The organism is Nocardioides sp. (assembly GCF_016462705.1).
In the GTDB taxonomy this organism is placed as follows: Bacteria; Actinomycetota; Actinomycetes; order Propionibacteriales; family Nocardioidaceae; genus Nocardioides.
This window is the reverse complement of the sequence record NZ_JAEMSS010000089.1, coordinates 1-16757: the sequence shown is the minus strand read 5'-3', so window position 1 is coordinate 16757 and position 16757 is coordinate 1. Positions and strand designations below refer to the sequence as shown.

Sequence of the window (16757 nt, the reverse complement as noted above, 5' to 3'; positions counted from 1 at the left end):
GGGCGGGCCTGGGTGCGGGCCGTCGAGGAGGCGTCGTACTCCTCCAGCGACCTGCTGGTGGCCCGCCGGATCTCCCGGGCCGGCCAGGTCGGCCAGATCATGGTCGAGCCGGGCCGGTTCGTCGCCTCGGTCGACGACGCTCGCGGGCTCTGGACCGTGGCCGGCACCGTGCCCGTGCTCGACGACTCCGGGTCCGCCGCGTTCGTGGAGACCGTCGCGGCCGAGGCGGGACGGGTCGGCGCTCTGCTCTCCGGCGACCTGCCGCACACCCTGGTCGAGCACGCCGAGGAGGCCGGCGTCGAGCTGCTGCCGTTCGGCAGCGAGCTGGGGTCCGAGTGCACCTGCGGCGGGTGGACCCAGCCGTGCCCGCACGCGCTGGCGGTGCTCTACCAGCTCACCTGGCTGCTCGAGGCCGACCCGTTCGTGCTGCTCCACCTGCGCGGGCTGCCGCGCGACGACCTGCTGGCCCGGCTGTACCAGCAGGAACCGGCTCCGGCGGACCTCGACGACCCGGACGTCGAGATCGCCGAGGACGCCGCCCTGCGGGCCGCCCGGGCGCTCGCCCTGCTGGAGGAGGACCCGGCCGCGCGGGTCGAGCACCTGCTCTGACGGTGGCGGGGGTCGGTCGAACCCGATACCTTCGCCGTGGCGAGGCCGACCCAGGTCGGTGGTGCCCGGCCTGGCGCCCGACGAGAGTCGGCGGCATGCCCGCCCGAGCCGACCGGCGTACCCGCCTGACCGCGGTGGCCGCCATCGGGGTGGTGGCCCCGGTCTGCGCCGAGTACCTCGTCGCCTATCTCGAGATCACCGGCGACCTCGCGGAGTCGCTGGGCGCCCTGCTGATCTTCGTCCCGCTCTACGGTGGCGCGGCGCTGCTGATCCGGGAGGTCTCGGTGCGCGCCGGCATGGGGTGGCGGGGCCGGCTGCTGCTCGCTGCGGTGTTCGGGGTGTCGATGACCGGCTGATCGACGTGTCGCTGTGGACCGAGGACCGACCTGACATCGACTACTGGCGTGACGTCGTCCTCGCGGCCCGCGTCGAGCCGGCGGGGTTCGGCGCCTACGCGGGCCTCACCTGGGTGCTCGGACACGTCACGATGAGCGTGGGAGTCCCGCTCGCGCTGGCCGAGGCGGCGCTGCCGGGGATCCGCGGGAGGAGCCTGCTGGGCCGTGTCGGGATCGTCGGCTGGTCACTGGCGTTCCTCGCCGTCGCCGTGATGATCCACGTGAGCGAGTCCGGCACCTACGACGTGCACCCCTCGGCCGGGCAGTACCTCGGAGCCGTCGTGGTGATGGCCGCGCTCGCGGGTCTGGCCTGGTCGCGCTGGGGTAGACCGCTCCCGGTGCGGGCCGGTCGCCGGTCGCCGGGCGCTGTGGTGCTGGGGCTCGTCGGCTTCCTGGGCGCGGCCACCCTCGACCTGGTGCCGGCCGGCTGGCCGGGGGTCCTCGTCATCGTGGGTGCGGCCGGCGGGGTCGCGGTCATGGTGGGGCGCTGGTCCCGGTCCGAGCGCTGGGGTTGGCAGCAGGTCGCGGCGTTGGCATGGGGCGGTCTCCTCGAGCGCACCCTCGTCGGCTTCGTCGCTCCGATCCCGGACGGTGTCGGCGTCACCGGCAAGGTGCTGCACAGCGTGGTCCTGCTCGTCCTGGTGGCGGGGCTGGGCGTGCTCGTGCGCCGCCGGCTCCGTCAGGAGGCGGACCGGCGCTGAGGTGCCGCAGACGCGGGTTCAGGCGCCGAGCAGTGCGGCGTACCTGCGCTCGAGGTCGGACTGGTCCCCCATCCGCGACGTCGACGGCCCGGAGTCGAGCAGCGTGGCGAGGTCGTCGAGGCACACGTGGTAGCCGGCGGCAGTGCCCTCGTGGCCGGATGGTCCGGGCTCTCCGAGCCAGGTCGTGAAGACCAGCCGGGTGCCGTCGCCCTCGGGCTCGAGCTCGTAGCGGAGGACGTCGCTCTCCCCCTCGTCGTTGCCCCAGATCAGCTCGAACACGCGCGGCGGGTCCCAGGTGCGGATCAGTCCGGGCAGCGCCGGGTCGGCGAGGTCGACCCCGGCGGCCTCCATCTCGTCAGCGCTGTGCTCGACCATCTCGGGCCAGAAGGGCATGCGGACCTCGGCGCCGGCCCGACGCTCACCGACGATGTCGGCCGGGAACCAGTGCCGCAGGTGCTCGGACTCGGTGATCGCCCGCCACACCTTCTCGGGCGGGTGGGCGAGACGTCGCACGTATCGCAGCCCGGTCCGGCCGTCGTCGCGAAGGACGTCGCCCATGCGTGCGTCGGTCGTGGGGTCCTGGTCGGTCATGCTCACTCCTCTGTCGGCGTCGATGGGGCGTCGGGCGAGTCGAGGTGGCGCTCCAGGGCGTCGAGCCGGTCGGCCCAGGCCTCCCGGTACGGCGCCAGCCAGGCGTCGAGCGGACGCATCCCTGCCGGGTCCAGCGCATAGTGCCGACGGGGTCCGTCGACCCGCACCCGGACCAGCGCCGCCGCGTCGAGGGTCCGCAGGTGCTTGGACACGTTGGGCTGGGCAACCCCCAGCAGGGCCACCAGCTCGCCGACCGGACGCTCGCCGGCGCGCAGCACGTCGAGGATCCGGCGGCGGGTCGGGTCGGCGAGGGCCTCGAAGACGTCCGTGGGCACGTCCGAGAATATTCCAGTTACGGCATATGCCTGTCAAGGAATGTGCTTGTCCGCGTGCGTATCCACGTTCCCGCCCCAGGTCGGCGATGCCGACACATACTGAGTCAGCAGTGCCCTACGTCCTGGGAAGGACACCGATGAAGCGTTTTGCCTGTGGAGATGTCGTACCCGGTTGCGATGCCACCTTCGTGTGCGACACCGAGGACGACATCCTGGTCCAGGTGGCGCAGCACGCCGCCGCCGTCCACGGCATGAGCGAGGTGCCCGACACCGTGGTCGCACAGGTGCGTGAGCGGATCTACGCCGTCGCCTGAGTCGCCAGAGTCGCCTGAGTCGCCAGGGTTCACGGGCCCCGGTGCCGCTGACGTCGAGGCGATCATCGCTCGGTCGGGTGTGCACGCCGAGTTCCAGCCGGTCATCGACCTGGCCCGGGCCAGCGTCGTCGGCTACGAGGCGCTCGCCCGGTTCGACAGCCCCGTCCGCAGCCCCCTGCCGTGGTTCGACGCCGCCCGGGAGCACGGTCGCCTCGAGGAGCTCGAGGCCCTGGCCCTGCGCAGCGCCCTGGACGCCCGCGCGATCCTGCCCACCAACACGTTCCTGACCGTCAACATCAGCCCGGCCCTGGTCGACACCCCACGCGTCCGCGAGGTGTGGGCCGACTTCCCCGAGCTCGGCGCGGTGATCGTCGAGCTGACCGAGCACGAACGCATCGACTCCTACGCCAGCCTCGAGCCCGCCCTCGACCGGCTGCGCTCGGCCGGCGCGCTGCTCGCCATCGACGACGCGGGGGCGGGCTACTCCGGACTGCAGCACGTGCTCTCCCTGCGCCCCGACGTCATCAAGCTCGACCGGGCCCTGGTCGAGGGACTCGACCGTGACGAGGCGAAGCGGGCGATGGTGGAGATGCTGGGGACCCTGGCGGGCCGGCTGGACGCCTGGCTGCTGGCCGAGGGCATCGAGACGGGCGAGGAGCTGGACGTGCTGATCGGGCTCGGCGTCCCACTGGCACAGGGCTACTTCCTGGGCCGGCCCGGACCCGGCTTCCCGCCGATGGACGCCGACGCCGCCGACCGGATCATGGGCCAGCTGCGGGTCCAGGAGACCGACGGTCTGCGTGGGCTGCTCGAGCACGTGCCGACCTCGACCGGGCGCGAGCCGGCGCTGTCCGCCTTCGACGACGTCCGCGTGGACACCGTGGTGGTGCTCGACGACACCGGCCGCCCCGAGGCCACCGTGGACCTCAGCGGCATGGTGCACGCCATGCGTGACTCAGGACTGCGGGTCAACGTGGACACGCCGGTGACCGAGGTGCTCCGGCGCGCCATCGTCCGGGCCCCCGCGCAGCGCTTCCACCCGCTGGTCTGCACCGACGACGCCGGCCGCTACGTGGGCATCGTGCGGATGGAGCGTCTCGTCGACACGCTCTGCCGTCAGAAGTCGTAGTTGCGGCACAGCCTCGTCGTCAGCAGCCCCCAGGTGTCGTCGTCGACGACCCCACGGTCCGACTTCACCTGCGAGCTGTCCTGGTACTCCGCGACCCGGTCGGCGGTGCGCTGGTCGTAGCTGCCGGTGACCCAGTCGCGGGGGAACCGCTTGTCGTTCGCGTCGAAGAGCATCCCCTGCAGGCTCCGCACCCAGACGGAGTCCGCGTCCGTCTCCGGCATGCCGACCCGCAGCGTCGGGCGCTCGGCGCTGTCCGGCAGGACGCAGACGCACTTGACCGACTGCTGGTTGCCCGACCGCAGGGCGGTCACGAAGTCACCTCGGCGCACGGGGTCCATCCGCAGTCGGCACGGCTCGCGCAGGTCGTCGAACGGACCCAGGACCACGGCGTACCGCGGAGGCTCGGCCTGGCGCTCGGGTCCGTAGATCGTGTCGCACGAGGCCGCGGTCTCCAGATAGCTCGGGTCGCCGCTCGGGTTCTCGGCGATGGCGGCACGCAGAGCCGGCGAGCTGTCCCCGAACCCGAGGATGAGGACGCCCTGGTCCGGTGCGCACTCGAGCTCCACGAGCGGGATGCCCAGCCCCAAGGGGTCGGCGAGAGCCTGCGGCTCGTCCCGCGGGGCCGTCGGCGGATCGCTCGCGAGCAGCGCGGTCGACGTGCCCGCCGCGATGCCGACCAGCGCGGCCACCAGTGGCGCCAGGACCCGGGCCCGCATCAGACCCCCAGGGCGCGTCGGGCCATGTCGGTGAGGAGGGCGCGCATCCGGTCGTCGGCGATCAGGCTGCTGTGCGGGGTGGAGTTGATGAGGCCGAACGCCGCGTGGGCCATCGCCCGGGCGTGGTCGAGCCGCAGCCCGGCGTGCACCTCGCGCAGCCGGGCCGCCCAGACGTCGACGTAGTCGCGCTGCAGGGTGCGCACCTGCTCGCGGGCCTCGGGGGGCAGGGACTCCCAGTCCCGGTCCTGCACGACGATGAGCGAGCGGTGCCGGAGGGCGAAGTCGACGTGCCAGTCCACGAGGGCGCGGACGGCGGCGACCGGGTCCGGGGCGGCCGTGCTGCGCTCCCGGCCCACCTCGAGGAGCCGGTGGCTGATCGAGACCAGCATCTCGGCGAGCACCGCGTCCTTGGACGCGAAGTGCTTGTAGAGCGCCGGGCCCGAGATGCCGCACGCGGCCCCGAGGTCGACGACCGAGACGCCGTGGAACCCGCGCGCGGCGAACAGGTCGGCCGCGGTGGCCAGGATCTGCTCGCGGCGCGAGGGCTCCGCGGTCCGGGTCGTCACGCACCCAGGTTAGTGGTCGCTAACCGATCTCGACGGCGACCGGCTCGGGCTGCGGCGCCGCCTGGGTCTCCCGGTCCGCCGGCGGGACGAACCGGTTGCCCGGAAGCGCGACGGCCGAGAACAGCCCGCCCGCCAGGCACAACAGGCCGACGACCAGGCTCGCGGTGCCGAGACCGGCCATGAACGCGTCCTCCATGGCGGTGGCGACACCGGCCACCTGGGCGCCGATCGCGTCCGCGACGCCGACCGACTCCTCGGCGGCCGCCAGCTGCTCGGCGGGCAGCCTGCCCTCGAGCAGCTCGACCAGCCGGGCGGCGTAGAGGGAGGAGAACAGGGACCCGACCACCGCGACACCGAGGGTGCCGCCGAGCTCGCGCGTGGCGTCGTTGACCGCCGACCCCACGCCGGCGCGCGCGGGTGGCAGCACCTGCATGATCGACTCGGTGGCCGGGGTGCTGATCAGCCCCAGGCCGGTGCCCATCAGCAGCATCATGGGCACGATCTCCTCGGCGTACGACGCGTCGGCGGCCATCGTGGAGACCCAGACGAAGGAGCAGCCGAGCATCGTCATCCCGACCGTGACGACGGCCTTCACGCCGACCCGGGGGGCGAGGAAGCCACCAAGGACCGACGCCCCGGCGATCGCCCCGGCCACCGGGAGGATGCGTGTCCCCGTGCCGAGCGCCGAGTAGTCGCGCACGAACTGGAAGAACTGCGTGATCAGGAAGATGAAGCCGAACAGGGCGAACGTGCTGATGGTGACCGCGGTCGCGGCCGCCGAGAAGCGTCGGTCCCGGAAGAGGGAGAGGTCCAGCATCGGGTGCGGGGCCCGCAGCTCGAGGCGGACGAAGGCGGCGAGCAGCAGCACGGTGCCGGCGAAGCCGAGCAGCGTCTGCGCGCTCGTCCAGCCGGCCTCGGGTGCCTCGATGATCGTCCAGGTGAGCAGGCCGAGCAGCGCGACCGACACGAGCAGCCCGCGCCTGTCGAGCGGCGGCACGCCGGGGTCGCGCGACTCGGGCACGAAGGCGAGCGTCATCGCGATCGCCGCCGCCGCGACCGGGACCATCGCCCAGAAGACGCTCTGCCACGAGTAGTGCTCGAGCAGCCACCCGCCCGCGACCGGACCGGTCGCGACACCCACGCCGGTGGCCGCCCCCCAGATGCCCAGCGCGGCGGCCCGCTCCCGGCGCTCGGTGAACGCGTTGGCGATCACCGACAACGTGGCGGGGAAGATCACCGCGGCGCAGACCCCGGCGGCGAAGCGGGTCGCCACCAGGGCACCTGCGGACTCGACCAGTGCGGACGCGGTGCTGGCCAGGCCGAAGCCGAGCAGGCCCAGCACCAGGGCGGGGCGCCGCCCGAACCGGTCGGACAGGCTGCCGGCGGCGAGGACCAGGGCGGCGAAGGACAGGTTGTAGCCGTCGACGATCCACAGCAGCTCGCGGGTGCCGGCGTCGAGCTCGGTGGACAGGGTGGGCAGCGCGATGTTGACGATCGTGGTGTTGAGGTTGATGACCAGCACCGCGACGCAGACGGTGGCGAGGATCGCGGGCTTCGAGCGCAGGAGAGGCATGTCGGACTCCGATGTGGACGATGTCAACATCAGGGTGACCGAGAATGTGGACAGTGTCAACACTGAGTTACGCTGCGCAGGTGAGCGTGACGTCGTACCACCACGGCAACCTGCGGGCCGCGCTGGTGGAGACGGGTCTCGCGATGGCCCGGGAGTCCGGACCGGACGGCGTCGCGCTGCGGGAGGTCGCCCGGCGCGTGGGCGTCTCGCACAACGCGGCGTACCGGCACTTCGCCGACCGGGAGGCGCTGCTCGGCGAGATCGCGCAGGTCGGGATGCAGCGGCTGACCGAGGCCATGCACCAGCGGATGGCCGAGGTGGTCCCCGGCCTCGATGCCGTGGCGCGGGCGCAGGCCCGCCTGCGCGCGGTCGGCCGCGCCTACGTCGAGTTCGCCCTCGCCGAGCCGGGGCTCTTCCGCACCGCGTTCTCGGCGCTGGCGCACGCGAGCCCGGTCGAGCCGGCCGGGACCGCCGAGGAGGACCAGGGTCCCTACGCACTGCTCAACACCGTGCTCGACGAGCTGGTCGAGGCGGGCCACCTCGCGCCGGAGCGGCGGCCCAGCGCCGACGTGACCTGCTGGGCCGGGGTCCACGGCATCGCCGTGCTGCACCTCGACGGGCCGCTCGCCGGAGCCCCCGAGGCTGAGCGCGAGGCGACGATGGTGCGGTTCTTCGACATCGTCGAGCGCGGGCTCGGCGGCGGACCGGGTGGCGGGCCAGGTTAACGATCGCTAACCTGGCGGGGTGACGACGAGCCCGCTGCGCGACCTCACCGACGACCTGCACGACCGGCTCGCCGTCGTCCGGCGCGGCGGCAGCGACGCCGCGCGGGCGAAGCACACCGCTCGCGGCAAGCTGCTGGTGCGGGACCGGGTCGACCGGCTGCTCGACCCCGGCAGCCCGTTCCTCGAGCTCAGCCCGCTGGCGGCCTACGAGATGTACGGCGCCCCGGGGTCCGACGCGGTGCCGAGCGCGGGCATCGTGACCGGCATCGGCCGGGTGAGCGGCCGCGAGTGCGTGGTGGTCGCCAACGACGCGACGGTCAAGGGCGGCACCTACTACCCGGTCACCGTCAAGAAGCACCTGCGCGCGCAGGCGGTGGCCGCCGACAACCGGCTGCCGTGCATCTACCTCGTGGACTCGGGCGGGGCGTTCCTGCCGATGCAGGACGAGGTGTTCCCCGACCGCGAGCACTTCGGCCGGATCTTCTTCAACCAGGCCAACCTCTCGGCGCAGCGGATCCCGCAGATCGCCGCGGTGATGGGGTCCTGCACCGCGGGCGGCGCCTACGTCCCCGCCATGTCGGACGAGACGGTCATCGTCCGCAACCAGGGCACGATCTTCCTGGGGGGCCCGCCCCTGGTGAAGGCCGCCACCGGCGAGGTCGTCACCGCCGAGGAGCTCGGCGGAGGTGACGTCCACGCCCGCACCTCCGGCGTCGTCGACCACCTGGCCGAGGACGACGCGCACGCCCTTGACATCGTCCGCTCGATCGTCGGGACCCTCCGCGAGGAGCCGCCCAGCCTGACGGCGTACGAGGTGGAGGAGCCGACCGAGGACCCGGACGGGCTCTACGACGTCGTGCCCACGGACACCCGGACGCCCTACGACGTCCGCGAGGTGATCCGCCGGGTCGTCGACGGCAGCCGGTTCCACGAGTTCAAGCAGCTCTACGCCGAGACTCTGGTCTGTGGGTTCGCGCGGATCTGGGGCTACGAGGTCGGCATCGTCGCCAACAACGGGATCCTCTTCAGCGAGTCGGCGCTCAAGGGCGCGCACTTCATTGAGCTGTGCAACCAGCGCGGCATCCCGCTGGTGTTCCTGCAGAACATCAGCGGCTTCATGGTCGGTCGCGAGTACGAGAACAAGGGCATCGCCCGCGACGGCGCCAAGCTGGTCACCGCGGTGGCGTGCTCGGTCGTCCCGAAGTTCACCGTGGTGATCGGCGGCTCGTTCGGTGCCGGCAACTACGGCATGTGCGGCCGGGCCTACGACCCGCGCTTCCTCTGGATGTGGCCCAACGCCCGGATCTCGGTGATGGGCGGGGAGCAGGCCGCCGCGGTCCTCGGCGAGGTCCGGCGACCCGACGACCCGGTCCCGCTGGAGGACTTCAAGGCCGGCATCCGCGAGCAGTACGAGACGCAGGGCTCGCCCTACTACTCCACCGCCCGGCTGTGGGACGACGGGATCATCGACCCGGTCGACACCCGGCGGGTGCTCGGCATGGGGCTCGCGGCCGCGTCGCACGCGCCCGTTCCGGAGCCCTCCTACGGCATCTTCCGGATGTGAGTGATCGATGACCGCGCTGTTCACGAAGGTCCTCGTCGCCAACCGCGGTGAGATCGCGCTGCGGGTGATGCGCACCTGCGACCGGCTCGGCATCGCCACCGTCGCGGTCGCCACCGAGCTCGACGCCGAGGCTCCGCACGCCCGCGCGGCCGGCGAGGTCGTCCGGGTGCCGTCCTACCTCGACGCCGACGCCGTGGTGGCCGCAGCCCTGTCGTCGGGCGCCCAGGCGGTGCACCCGGGCTACGGGTTCCTCTCCGAGAACGCCGCCTTCGCGCAGGCGGTCACCGACGCGGGCCTGGCCTGGGTCGGGCCGCCGGTCGCGGCGATGGAGGCGATGGCCCGCAAGGACGCGGCGCGGGCGATCGCGGTCGACGCCGGGGTCCCCGTGGTGCCGGAGGGCGCCGCCGGCGGCTTCCCGGTCCTGGTCAAGGCCGCCGCGGGCGGCGGTGGCAAGGGCATGCGGATCGTCCGGTCACAGGAGGGGTACGCCGAGGCGGTGGCGTCCGCGAGGCGCGAGGCGCTCTCGGCCTTCGGTGACGACACGCTCCTCGTGGAGAGGTACGTCGAGCACGGCCGGCACATCGAGGTGCAGGTCATGGCGGACACCCACGGCACCGTGCTCCACCTGTTCGAGCGCGACTGCTCCACGCAGCGCCGGCACCAGAAGGTGCTCGAGGAGGCCCCGGCGCCGACGATCAGCGACGACGTGCGGCGCCTGGTGACGTCGTCCGCCGTCGCGCTGGCGACCGCCGTGGGCTACACCGGCGCCGGGACCGTCGAGTTCCTGCTCGACGCCGACACCGGCGAGGCCTTCTTCCTGGAGATGAACACCCGGCTCCAGGTCGAGCACCCGGTGACCGAGCTGGCCGTACGGGTCCAGGGGCAGCCACTCGACCTGGTCGAGCTCCAGCTCCGGGTCGCGGCCGGGGAGCCGCTGCCGTTCGGCCAGGACGACGTCACCGTCCACGGCCACGCGATCGAGGCCCGGGTCTACGCCGAGGACTCGTTCGCCGGGTTCCTGCCCCAGGCGGGCCGTGCCAGCGAGGTGCGCTGGCCGGCGACCTCGGGAACGGTGCGGGTCGACCACGCGCTGGAGAGCGGCCAGGTCGTGTCGACGGCGTACGACCCGATGCTCGGCAAGGTGATCGCCCACGGCCCGGACCGCGAGTCCGCGCGGCAGGCCCTGGTGCAGGCCCTCGACGACACCGCGATCCTCGGGCTCACCACCAACGCCGGGTTCCTGCGCACGCTGCTCGCCACCGACGAGTTCAGGGACGCCGCCATCGACACCGCGTGGCTCGACCGGCACGAGCTCCCCGCGCCCGACCCCGGTCCCGCCCGGCAGCTGGCGGCCTGGGCGGTCTTCCGCGCCGAGCAGGAGCCGTCCGGGCCGTTCCGCTCCGACGGCTTCCGGGTCGCCTCGGCCGCGGCGCCGGTCGTGGTCGAGCTCGACGAGCCGGTCACCCTGGGCGTGCCTCCCGGGCGTGACCCGCTGGCCGTCGTCCGCCACGACCGGGTCGAGGTGGTGCAGCACGGCCAGCGGTTCGTGTTCGGCCGGCCGGACTTCATGGTCCAGCACACCGCGGTCGCCGGCGACGGGGCGTTGCTGTCGCCGATGCCGGGCACCGTCCTCGACGTCCGGGTCGCCGAGGGCGACTCCGTCGAGGAGGGACAGGTGCTCGGCGTGGTCGAGGCGATGAAGATGGAGCTGAGCCTCAAGGCGCCGTTCGCCGGGACGGTCACGACGGTCGCCGCCGAGGCAGGACGGCAGGTGGCGCTGGGTGACACGCTGTTCGTCGTGACCGAGGCCGGAGCGTCCGATGCGGCTTCCTGAGCGCGTCACCATCTACGAGGTCGGGCCGCGCGACGGGCTGCAGAACGAGCAGTCGGTCCTGCCGACCCGGCACAAGGCCGAGTTCGTGCGGCGGCTGCTGGCCGCGGGCCTGCCGGTGGTCGAGGCGACGTCGTTCGTGCACCCCCGGTGGGTGCCTCAGCTGGCCGACGCGGAGCTCCTGATGAAGGAGCTCGGTGAGGCCGGCGAGGACTGTCCGGTGCTGGTGCCCAACGAGCGCGGCCTGGACCGGGCGCTCGAGCTCGGCGTCCGGCACATCGCGATCTTCGGCTCCGCGACCGAGACGTTCGCGCAGAAGAACCTCAACCGCAGCCTGGACGAGCAGTTCGCGATGTTCGAGCCGACCGTCCGGCGGGCCCGGGACGCCGGGCTCGACGTGCGGGCCTACGTCAGCATGTGCTTCGGCGACCCGTGGGAGGGCGACGTACCGGTCGACCAGGTCGTCACCGTCGGCAAGCGCCTCTTCGACCTCGGCGCCAGCCAGCTCAGCCTCGGCGACACCATCGGCGTCGGCACCGCCAACCAGGTCACCGCGCTGGTCGAGGCCTTCGTCGCGGCCGGGATGTCGCTCGACCAGCTCGCGCTGCACTTCCACGACACCTACGGCCAGGCGCTCGCCAACGCCTACGCCGGCCTGCAGGCCGGCATCACCACCTTCGACGCCAGCGCCGGCGGCCTCGGTGGCTGCCCCTACGCGAAGAGCGCCACCGGCAACCTCGCCACCGAGGACCTGGTCTGGCTGCTGACCGGGCTGGGCATCGAGCACGGCGTCGACCTCGACGCCCTCGTCGCGACCAGCGCCTGGATGGCGGGGCTCCTGGGGCGTCCCAGCCCGTCGGCCGTGGTGCGCGCGCTGGCCAATTGATACCCCGCGAGCTGATTGTCTACCCGCGCGATCACGCGGTGCGCTCGCTGCGCTCGCAGATTCAAGCGTCCGTGACATCGGGCCGGCGTGCTGATGCGGGAAACCCCGCGCGCTGGCCTGATACCCCCGCGAGCTTCGGCCCGTGACCTCGCGGTCGCAGCGGTTCCCGCACTGTCAGACTGAGCCTGTGAGCAAGCGCCGGGTCTACGTGCACATCGGTGCACCCAAGACCGGCACGTCTTACGTGCAGGACCGGCTCGCCCTCAACAGCAAGTCCCTCGCGGTGCACGGCGTGCATTACCTGTCCCGCTCGCCGATCATCGACCCGACGCTGTTCCAGTTCCGGGTCGCGCTGGACCTCCTCGGCCAGGACTGGGGAGGCACGCCGGGGCACGCGAAGGGCGCGTGGGACGCCTTCGTCCGCCGGGCGCGCCACCGCTCGGGCTCGGTGATCCTGAGCCACGAGATCCTCGCGCCGGCGCGGCCGGCGTACGTCGACAAGCTCAAGCGCGACCTGCGCGGCGCCGAGATCCACGTCGTCTACGGCGCCCGCGACCTCGCCCGCCAGGTGCCGGCCGCGTGGCAGGAGAGCATCAAGCAGGGCCGCAAGTGGTCCTACCGCAAGTTCCTCGGACGGATGCAGGCCGGCGACGTGTGGTTCCACCGCGCCTTCGACCTCCCCAACGTCCTCAACGTCTGGAGCGCCGGGCTGCCGCCGGAGCACGTGCACGTGGTGACGGTCCCGCGCCGGGGGGTGGCCGAGCGCCGGGGCGAGCTGCTCTGGCACCGGTTCTGCGAGGCGTTCGGCATCGACCCGGCGTGGGCGCCGGTCGACAGCGACCGGGCCAACCGGTCCCTGGGGATGGCCGAGACGCAGCTGCTGCGGCGCCTCAACCGCGGCGTCGAGCGCACCGCACGGCGGCAGGGCCGGTACGACGACCTCATCCGCGACCTGCTGATGGAGGACCAGCTGGGCGGGCGCGACTCGGGCCTGGTGCGGCTGCCGCCGGCGCTGTTCCCGTGGGCCGAGGAGCAGGGCGAGCGCTGGATCGAGTGGGTCGAGCAGAGCGGTGTCCACCTCGTGGGCGACGTGTCCGAGCTGCGGCCGCTGGCACCGCCCGAGGGCACGCCGTGGGTCGACCCCGACAAGGTCTCGCCGAAGAAGCAGCTCGACGCCGCCGTCGCGGCACTGGCCGTGATGACCCAGGAGGCCGCGCGCCGGCCCGACCCGGACCAGGCCTTCCTCAACAAGGTCCGGGTGGGCGCACAGAGGCTGCGGGACCGATGAACGCCGACCGGGGCGCCACCACGGACATCAGCCGGAGCAGCACGGCCAACACCGCCGCCGCCTGGCTGTGGGTCGACCACCTCCGCGGCGGTGGGACCACGCCCTGGGCCGCGTGGCTGGCGGCGGCGAGGGATGCCGACGACCCCCGGCGCGGTGACCGGCTGCTGCCCGGCGCCCAGCAGCTCGAGCTGGTCCGGCGGCTCAACGAGGCCGGCCGGCCGGCCGCCGCCCTGGTGGAGCGGGTGCTGGTCGCCAGTGCGCCGGGGCGGGGCCGCCAGGACCTCGAGCTCCTCGGGGCCGTCGAGCCCCTGGCGTTCGGGCCGCCACCCATCGACCCGGCCACCCTGAGCGCCGACGACCTGGTCCGGGTCGCGGTCGGCCTGATCGCCGAGGACGTCGTCGGCGCGGGGGACCCTCCCCGCGAGCCGGTGAAGGCCCGGCGGTGGCGCACCCGCTACCGGATCGCCGGCGACCGGTGGCTCGCCGACGCGATGCGGACCGAGCTCGTCGCGCAAGGGCGCCCTCCGGGCGGCCGGGGTGCGGTGGCGGCCGTGGTCGGGACCGACCTGGCCACGATGGTCGCCCACGACTGGCTGGCGTCCTGCTTCTCCGACGGCGGCGCCGACTGGACGGACTACTGCGCCGGGATGCGCCGCCGCGACCGGCTGCCGCGTCGCGTCGACCTGGCGGCCACCGCCGGCCGCTGGGCCCCCGAGCTGGGCGGGCCGGACCAGGTCCGGGTGGTGCTCGACCCGGCCAGGGTGGCCAAGGTCGTCGGCGTACGCCGCCTGGTCGTGCTGCCCGACGTGGCCGCCGACGCGGCGGAGCTCGCCCGGCGGACGGCGGGGGCACTGGGGATCCTGGTCACGCCACCGCGTCGGACGGAGCTGATGAGGACCGTGCTCCGCCCCCGGCTCGCCGGTGTCCCCGGGCCCCGGCCGGTCGTCCCTCCCGAGCATCGCGAGTGGCTCGAGGAGCAGGCCAGGCTGGTCCAGCGCGGCATCCGGGCCGGTGGCTACCCTGTCGTGGGTGACCTGGACGCGCTGCGGCCGCGCTGGCCGGACCTCCCGGCCCACGGCCTTGCCGCGGACGACCGGCAGCCCGACCGCGTGCTGAGCCTGGCGCTGAGCCTGCTGCTCGACCCGGCCACCGGAGGAGGTGTCGACCCGTGAGCGAGAGGGTCCTGCTCCACGTCGGCACGCCGAAGACCGGCACCTCCTATCTCCAGGACGTCCTCTTCCGCAACCGGGTCAAGCTGCTGGCGAGCGGCATCACCTATCCGGCCGAACGCTTCGATGCGCACTTCCTGGCCGCGCTCGACCTGATGAAGATGCCGTGGGGCGGGCTGCAGGCCGAGGCGATCGGTGCCTGGGACGAGCTCGCGGCCGCGGTCCGCAAGGCGCCGGGCACGTCGATCATCAGCCACGAGATCCTGGCGACCGCGTCGCGCTCCCAGGTCAAGCGGGCCCTCGAGTCGGTCGGCTACGGCGCCGGCACCGAGGTGCACGTGATCCTCTCGGTCCGCGACCTGGTCCGGCAGATCCCCGCCGAGTGGCAGGAGAACGTCAAGCACCGGGCCGGCCTGAGCTACCAGGACTTCCTCAAGCGCATCCAGGACCCGGAGCGGGCGAGCCGGATCGGCAGCTGGTTCTGGGGCGTGCAGGAGATCCCCGACATCCTCAACCGCTGGGGCCACGACCTGCCTCCGGACCACGTGCACCTGGTGACCGTCCCGCCGCCCGGCGCGCCCGACCTGCTGTGGAAGCGGTTCAGCACGGCGTTCGGGCTCGACGGCCTCGACCTCGACCTCGAGGCCGAGCGGGTCAACCCCTCGCTCGGGGTCCCGGAGATCGCGCTGATCCGGCGGATCAACCGGCGGGCCAACAAGGACCTGCACCCGCCGGACTACCGGCCCCTGGTCCGGGAGCTGCTCGCCCACCAGACGCTGTCCCGGCGTACGTCGTCGCCGCGCCTGGCCCTGCCGCCGGACGTCCACCCGTGGGTCCAGCAGCTGTCCGAGTCGTGGGTCGCCGAGATCAGGCGCCGCGGCTACGACGTCGTCGGCGAGCTCGACGACCTGATCGGGGGGCCGGCGGTCGCCGCCTCCGACTACGCCGACCCGGACCGTCCGGCGGAACGCCAGGTGGCCGACGCCGCCGTCGACGCGATCAAGGCGCTGCTCCTCGACAACGCGCGCCTGCGGCGCGAGGAGGAGCGGCTGCACGGCGAGCTCCACGAGGCGCACCTCGCCCTGGAGCGGTCCTACCTCCGGCCGACCTACCGGCTGCGCGAGAAGGTCGTCCGCCGGCTCGAGCGGAGCCTGGCGGGCAAGGGCGTGCTGAAGGTCTACCGCGCGGCGCGCGGCAGGAGCTCCTTGTCGGCGTAGCGGCCGATCCGCCAGGTCGCGTAGGCGTCGGCGCCGAGGCCCACCACGCCGCCGACGATCGGCACCCGCCGGCCGACGGTGATCGCGATCCGCTTGCCCGCGACCTTGGTGATCAGCTCCGAGGCGACCTCGGCGGAGAGGATCCGGTCGAGCTCGGGGTCGTTGACCGGCGCGGTGGCCAGGGCCATCGGCGGTGCGGGGAGCTTCTTCTTCTTGATCATCGCGTTGACCGTGTCCTCGCCCAGCAGGCAGGTGAGGATCGCGTTGCGCACCCGAGGGTCGTCGAGGTCGTAGCCGCGCAGGTGCGCGATGCCGGCGATCATCCGGCACTGGATCAGGGCCAGGCCCGAGACGTTGGCGGGGATGGTGAGGGCCATCGTCACGATGCCGCCGATGTTGGTGACGAAGCCCTGCGCACCGGCGTAGCGGACGTGGTTCTCGATCACCTCGTGCACGGCCCGCTCGCGGTTGCCCTTCTGCTCCTTGAGCTGCGCGTCCGCGGCGTGCGCGGCCGGCGGCAGCGGGCCCACCCCGACGATCGCGCGGTGCAGCGCCTCCCGGACGAAGGTCGTGGTCAGCCCCGGGGCGAGCTCGGTGATCCTGGGCGCGAGCTGGCTGGTGGCCCGGCTGGCGGCGCGACTGGTCAGGCTCATGTGGAGATCCTAGGTAGCGGCCGGTTGGGGACGGGCATGCCCTAGCGTCCGACTGTGCCCGTCGAGCCGCCCCGATCCAGGTGGAGCTTCGGCGACCCCCGCGAGGCGGACCCCGACGAGGACCTGGTCGGCATCGGGGCAGACCTCGAACCGGGCACCCTGCTGGCGGCGTACCGCTCGGGGCTCTTCCCGATGCCGGACGGCGGCGTCAGGCCCCCGATGTGCTGGTTCTCGCCCGTGCGCCGCGGGGTGATCCCGCTCGACGGGCTCCGGGTGTCGCGGTCCCTGCGGCGGGCCGTCCGCGCCTGCGAGATCCGGGTCGACACCGCGTTCACGGAGGTCGTGAGCGCCTGCGCCGACCCGCGCCGGCCCCAGGGCTGGATCACCGACGGCGTCGCCGCGGCGTACGCCGAGCTGCACCGCCTCGGCTGGGCGCACTCGGTCGAGGCCTGGCGCGAGGGGCGGCTGGTCGGCGGCCTCTACGGGGTCGGGATC

19 protein-coding genes are annotated in these 16757 nt (G+C 73.4%); 13 read left to right on the top strand and 6 right to left on the bottom strand.

Annotated features, from left to right (window positions below; all coding sequences use genetic code 11):
* The 3 genes from JHD21_RS12515 to JHD21_RS12505 form a co-directional block, all read left to right on the top strand.
* Positions 1-609: SWIM zinc finger family protein (locus tag JHD21_RS12515; protein ID WP_292675636.1), on the top strand; the 609-nt coding region annotated here is incomplete at its 5' end.
* 95 nt (positions 610-704) lie between these two features.
* Positions 705-965 (top strand): hypothetical protein, encoded by a 261-nt coding sequence (locus JHD21_RS12510; protein WP_292675634.1) that lies wholly within the window; start codon positions 705-707, stop codon positions 963-965.
* A gap of 5 nt (positions 966-970) precedes the next feature.
* A complete protein-coding gene (locus tag JHD21_RS12505) occupies positions 971-1705 on the top strand; it encodes a hypothetical protein (protein ID WP_292675631.1) in 735 nt (244 codons plus the stop codon).
* A gap of 18 nt (positions 1706-1723) precedes the next feature.
* Here the strand turns inward: JHD21_RS12505 and JHD21_RS12500 are convergent, their stop codons facing one another.
* Together JHD21_RS12500 and JHD21_RS12495 are read right to left on the bottom strand one after the other, a co-directional pair.
* On the bottom strand, positions 1724-2296 hold the full coding sequence (locus tag JHD21_RS12500; RefSeq protein WP_292675629.1) for an SRPBCC family protein: 573 nt from the start codon (positions 2294-2296) through the stop codon (positions 1724-1726).
* Between the two features lie 2 nt (positions 2297-2298).
* The gene (locus JHD21_RS12495) at positions 2299-2631 is read right to left on the bottom strand and encodes a metalloregulator ArsR/SmtB family transcription factor (RefSeq protein WP_292675626.1); all 333 of its coding nucleotides are present in this window, start codon (positions 2629-2631) and stop codon (positions 2299-2301) included.
* A 26-nt stretch (positions 2632-2657) separates the two neighbouring features.
* On the opposite strand from JHD21_RS12495, the gene JHD21_RS21905 reads away from it, so the two are divergent.
* Both JHD21_RS21905 and JHD21_RS12485 read left to right on the top strand, forming a co-directional pair.
* Complete coding sequence (locus JHD21_RS21905; protein WP_365696024.1) at positions 2658-2945, top strand: DUF1059 domain-containing protein; 288 nt, start codon at positions 2658-2660, stop codon at positions 2943-2945.
* Positions 2920-4074, top strand: coding sequence for an EAL domain-containing protein (locus tag JHD21_RS12485; protein ID WP_292675623.1), 1155 nt, complete (start codon positions 2920-2922; stop codon positions 4072-4074). The genes JHD21_RS21905 and JHD21_RS12485 overlap by 26 nt, the downstream gene beginning before the upstream one ends.
* Here the strand turns inward: JHD21_RS12485 and JHD21_RS12480 are convergent.
* Genes JHD21_RS12480 through JHD21_RS12470 form a run of 3 tightly spaced genes read right to left on the bottom strand, consistent with a single transcriptional unit; the run spans position 4062 to position 6929 of the window.
* On the bottom strand, positions 4062-4790 hold the full coding sequence (locus JHD21_RS12480; protein WP_292675621.1) for a hypothetical protein: 729 nt from the start codon (positions 4788-4790) through the stop codon (positions 4062-4064). The two genes, JHD21_RS12485 and JHD21_RS12480, sit on opposite strands and share 13 nt — an antisense overlap.
* Positions 4790-5356 (bottom strand): TetR/AcrR family transcriptional regulator, encoded by a 567-nt coding sequence (locus JHD21_RS12475; protein WP_292675618.1) that lies wholly within the window; start codon positions 5354-5356, stop codon positions 4790-4792. The genes JHD21_RS12480 and JHD21_RS12475 overlap by 1 nt, the downstream gene beginning before the upstream one ends.
* Before the next feature lie 19 nt (positions 5357-5375).
* Entirely contained in the window at positions 5376-6929 is a 1554-nt protein-coding gene (locus JHD21_RS12470) for a DHA2 family efflux MFS transporter permease subunit (protein ID WP_292675615.1), read from the bottom strand.
* Positions 6930-7009: 80 nt separating this feature from the next.
* Here JHD21_RS12470 and JHD21_RS12465 point away from each other — a divergent pair, with 80 nt between their 5' ends.
* The 7 genes from JHD21_RS12465 (at position 7010) to JHD21_RS12435 (ending at position 15609) form a co-directional block, all read left to right on the top strand.
* Positions 7010-7654, top strand: a complete 645-nt coding sequence (locus tag JHD21_RS12465; protein ID WP_292675611.1) for a TetR/AcrR family transcriptional regulator — start codon at positions 7010-7012, stop codon at positions 7652-7654.
* A 19-nt stretch (positions 7655-7673) separates the two neighbouring features.
* Positions 7674-9218, top strand: a complete 1545-nt coding sequence (locus tag JHD21_RS12460) for a carboxyl transferase domain-containing protein (protein ID WP_292675608.1) — start codon at positions 7674-7676, stop codon at positions 9216-9218.
* 7 nt (positions 9219-9225) lie between these two features.
* On the top strand, positions 9226-11052 hold the full coding sequence (locus tag JHD21_RS12455) for a biotin carboxylase N-terminal domain-containing protein (RefSeq protein ID WP_292675605.1): 1827 nt from the start codon (positions 9226-9228) through the stop codon (positions 11050-11052).
* Positions 11039-11935, top strand: coding sequence for a hydroxymethylglutaryl-CoA lyase (locus JHD21_RS12450; protein ID WP_292675601.1), 897 nt, complete (start codon positions 11039-11041; stop codon positions 11933-11935). Before JHD21_RS12455 ends, JHD21_RS12450 begins: the two co-directional genes overlap by 14 nt.
* Positions 11936-12122: 187 nt before the next feature.
* Complete coding sequence (locus JHD21_RS12445) at positions 12123-13223, top strand: hypothetical protein (protein WP_292675598.1); 1101 nt, start codon at positions 12123-12125, stop codon at positions 13221-13223.
* Entirely contained in the window at positions 13220-14395 is a 1176-nt protein-coding gene (locus JHD21_RS12440) for a hypothetical protein (RefSeq protein ID WP_292675595.1), read from the top strand. Before JHD21_RS12445 ends, JHD21_RS12440 begins: the two co-directional genes overlap by 4 nt.
* Entirely contained in the window at positions 14392-15609 is a 1218-nt protein-coding gene (locus JHD21_RS12435; RefSeq protein ID WP_292675593.1) for a hypothetical protein, read from the top strand. The genes JHD21_RS12440 and JHD21_RS12435 overlap by 4 nt, the downstream gene beginning before the upstream one ends.
* Here the strand turns inward: JHD21_RS12435 and JHD21_RS12430 are convergent.
* Positions 15570-16262, bottom strand: a complete 693-nt coding sequence (locus tag JHD21_RS12430) for an EcsC family protein (protein ID WP_292675591.1) — start codon at positions 16260-16262, stop codon at positions 15570-15572. The genes JHD21_RS12435 and JHD21_RS12430 overlap by 40 nt on opposite strands.
* A 54-nt stretch (positions 16263-16316) precedes the next feature.
* On the opposite strand from JHD21_RS12430, the gene JHD21_RS12425 reads away from it, so the two are divergent.
* On the top strand, positions 16317-16757 hold a 441-nt coding region (locus JHD21_RS12425), incomplete at its 3' end, for a leucyl/phenylalanyl-tRNA--protein transferase (RefSeq protein WP_292675589.1).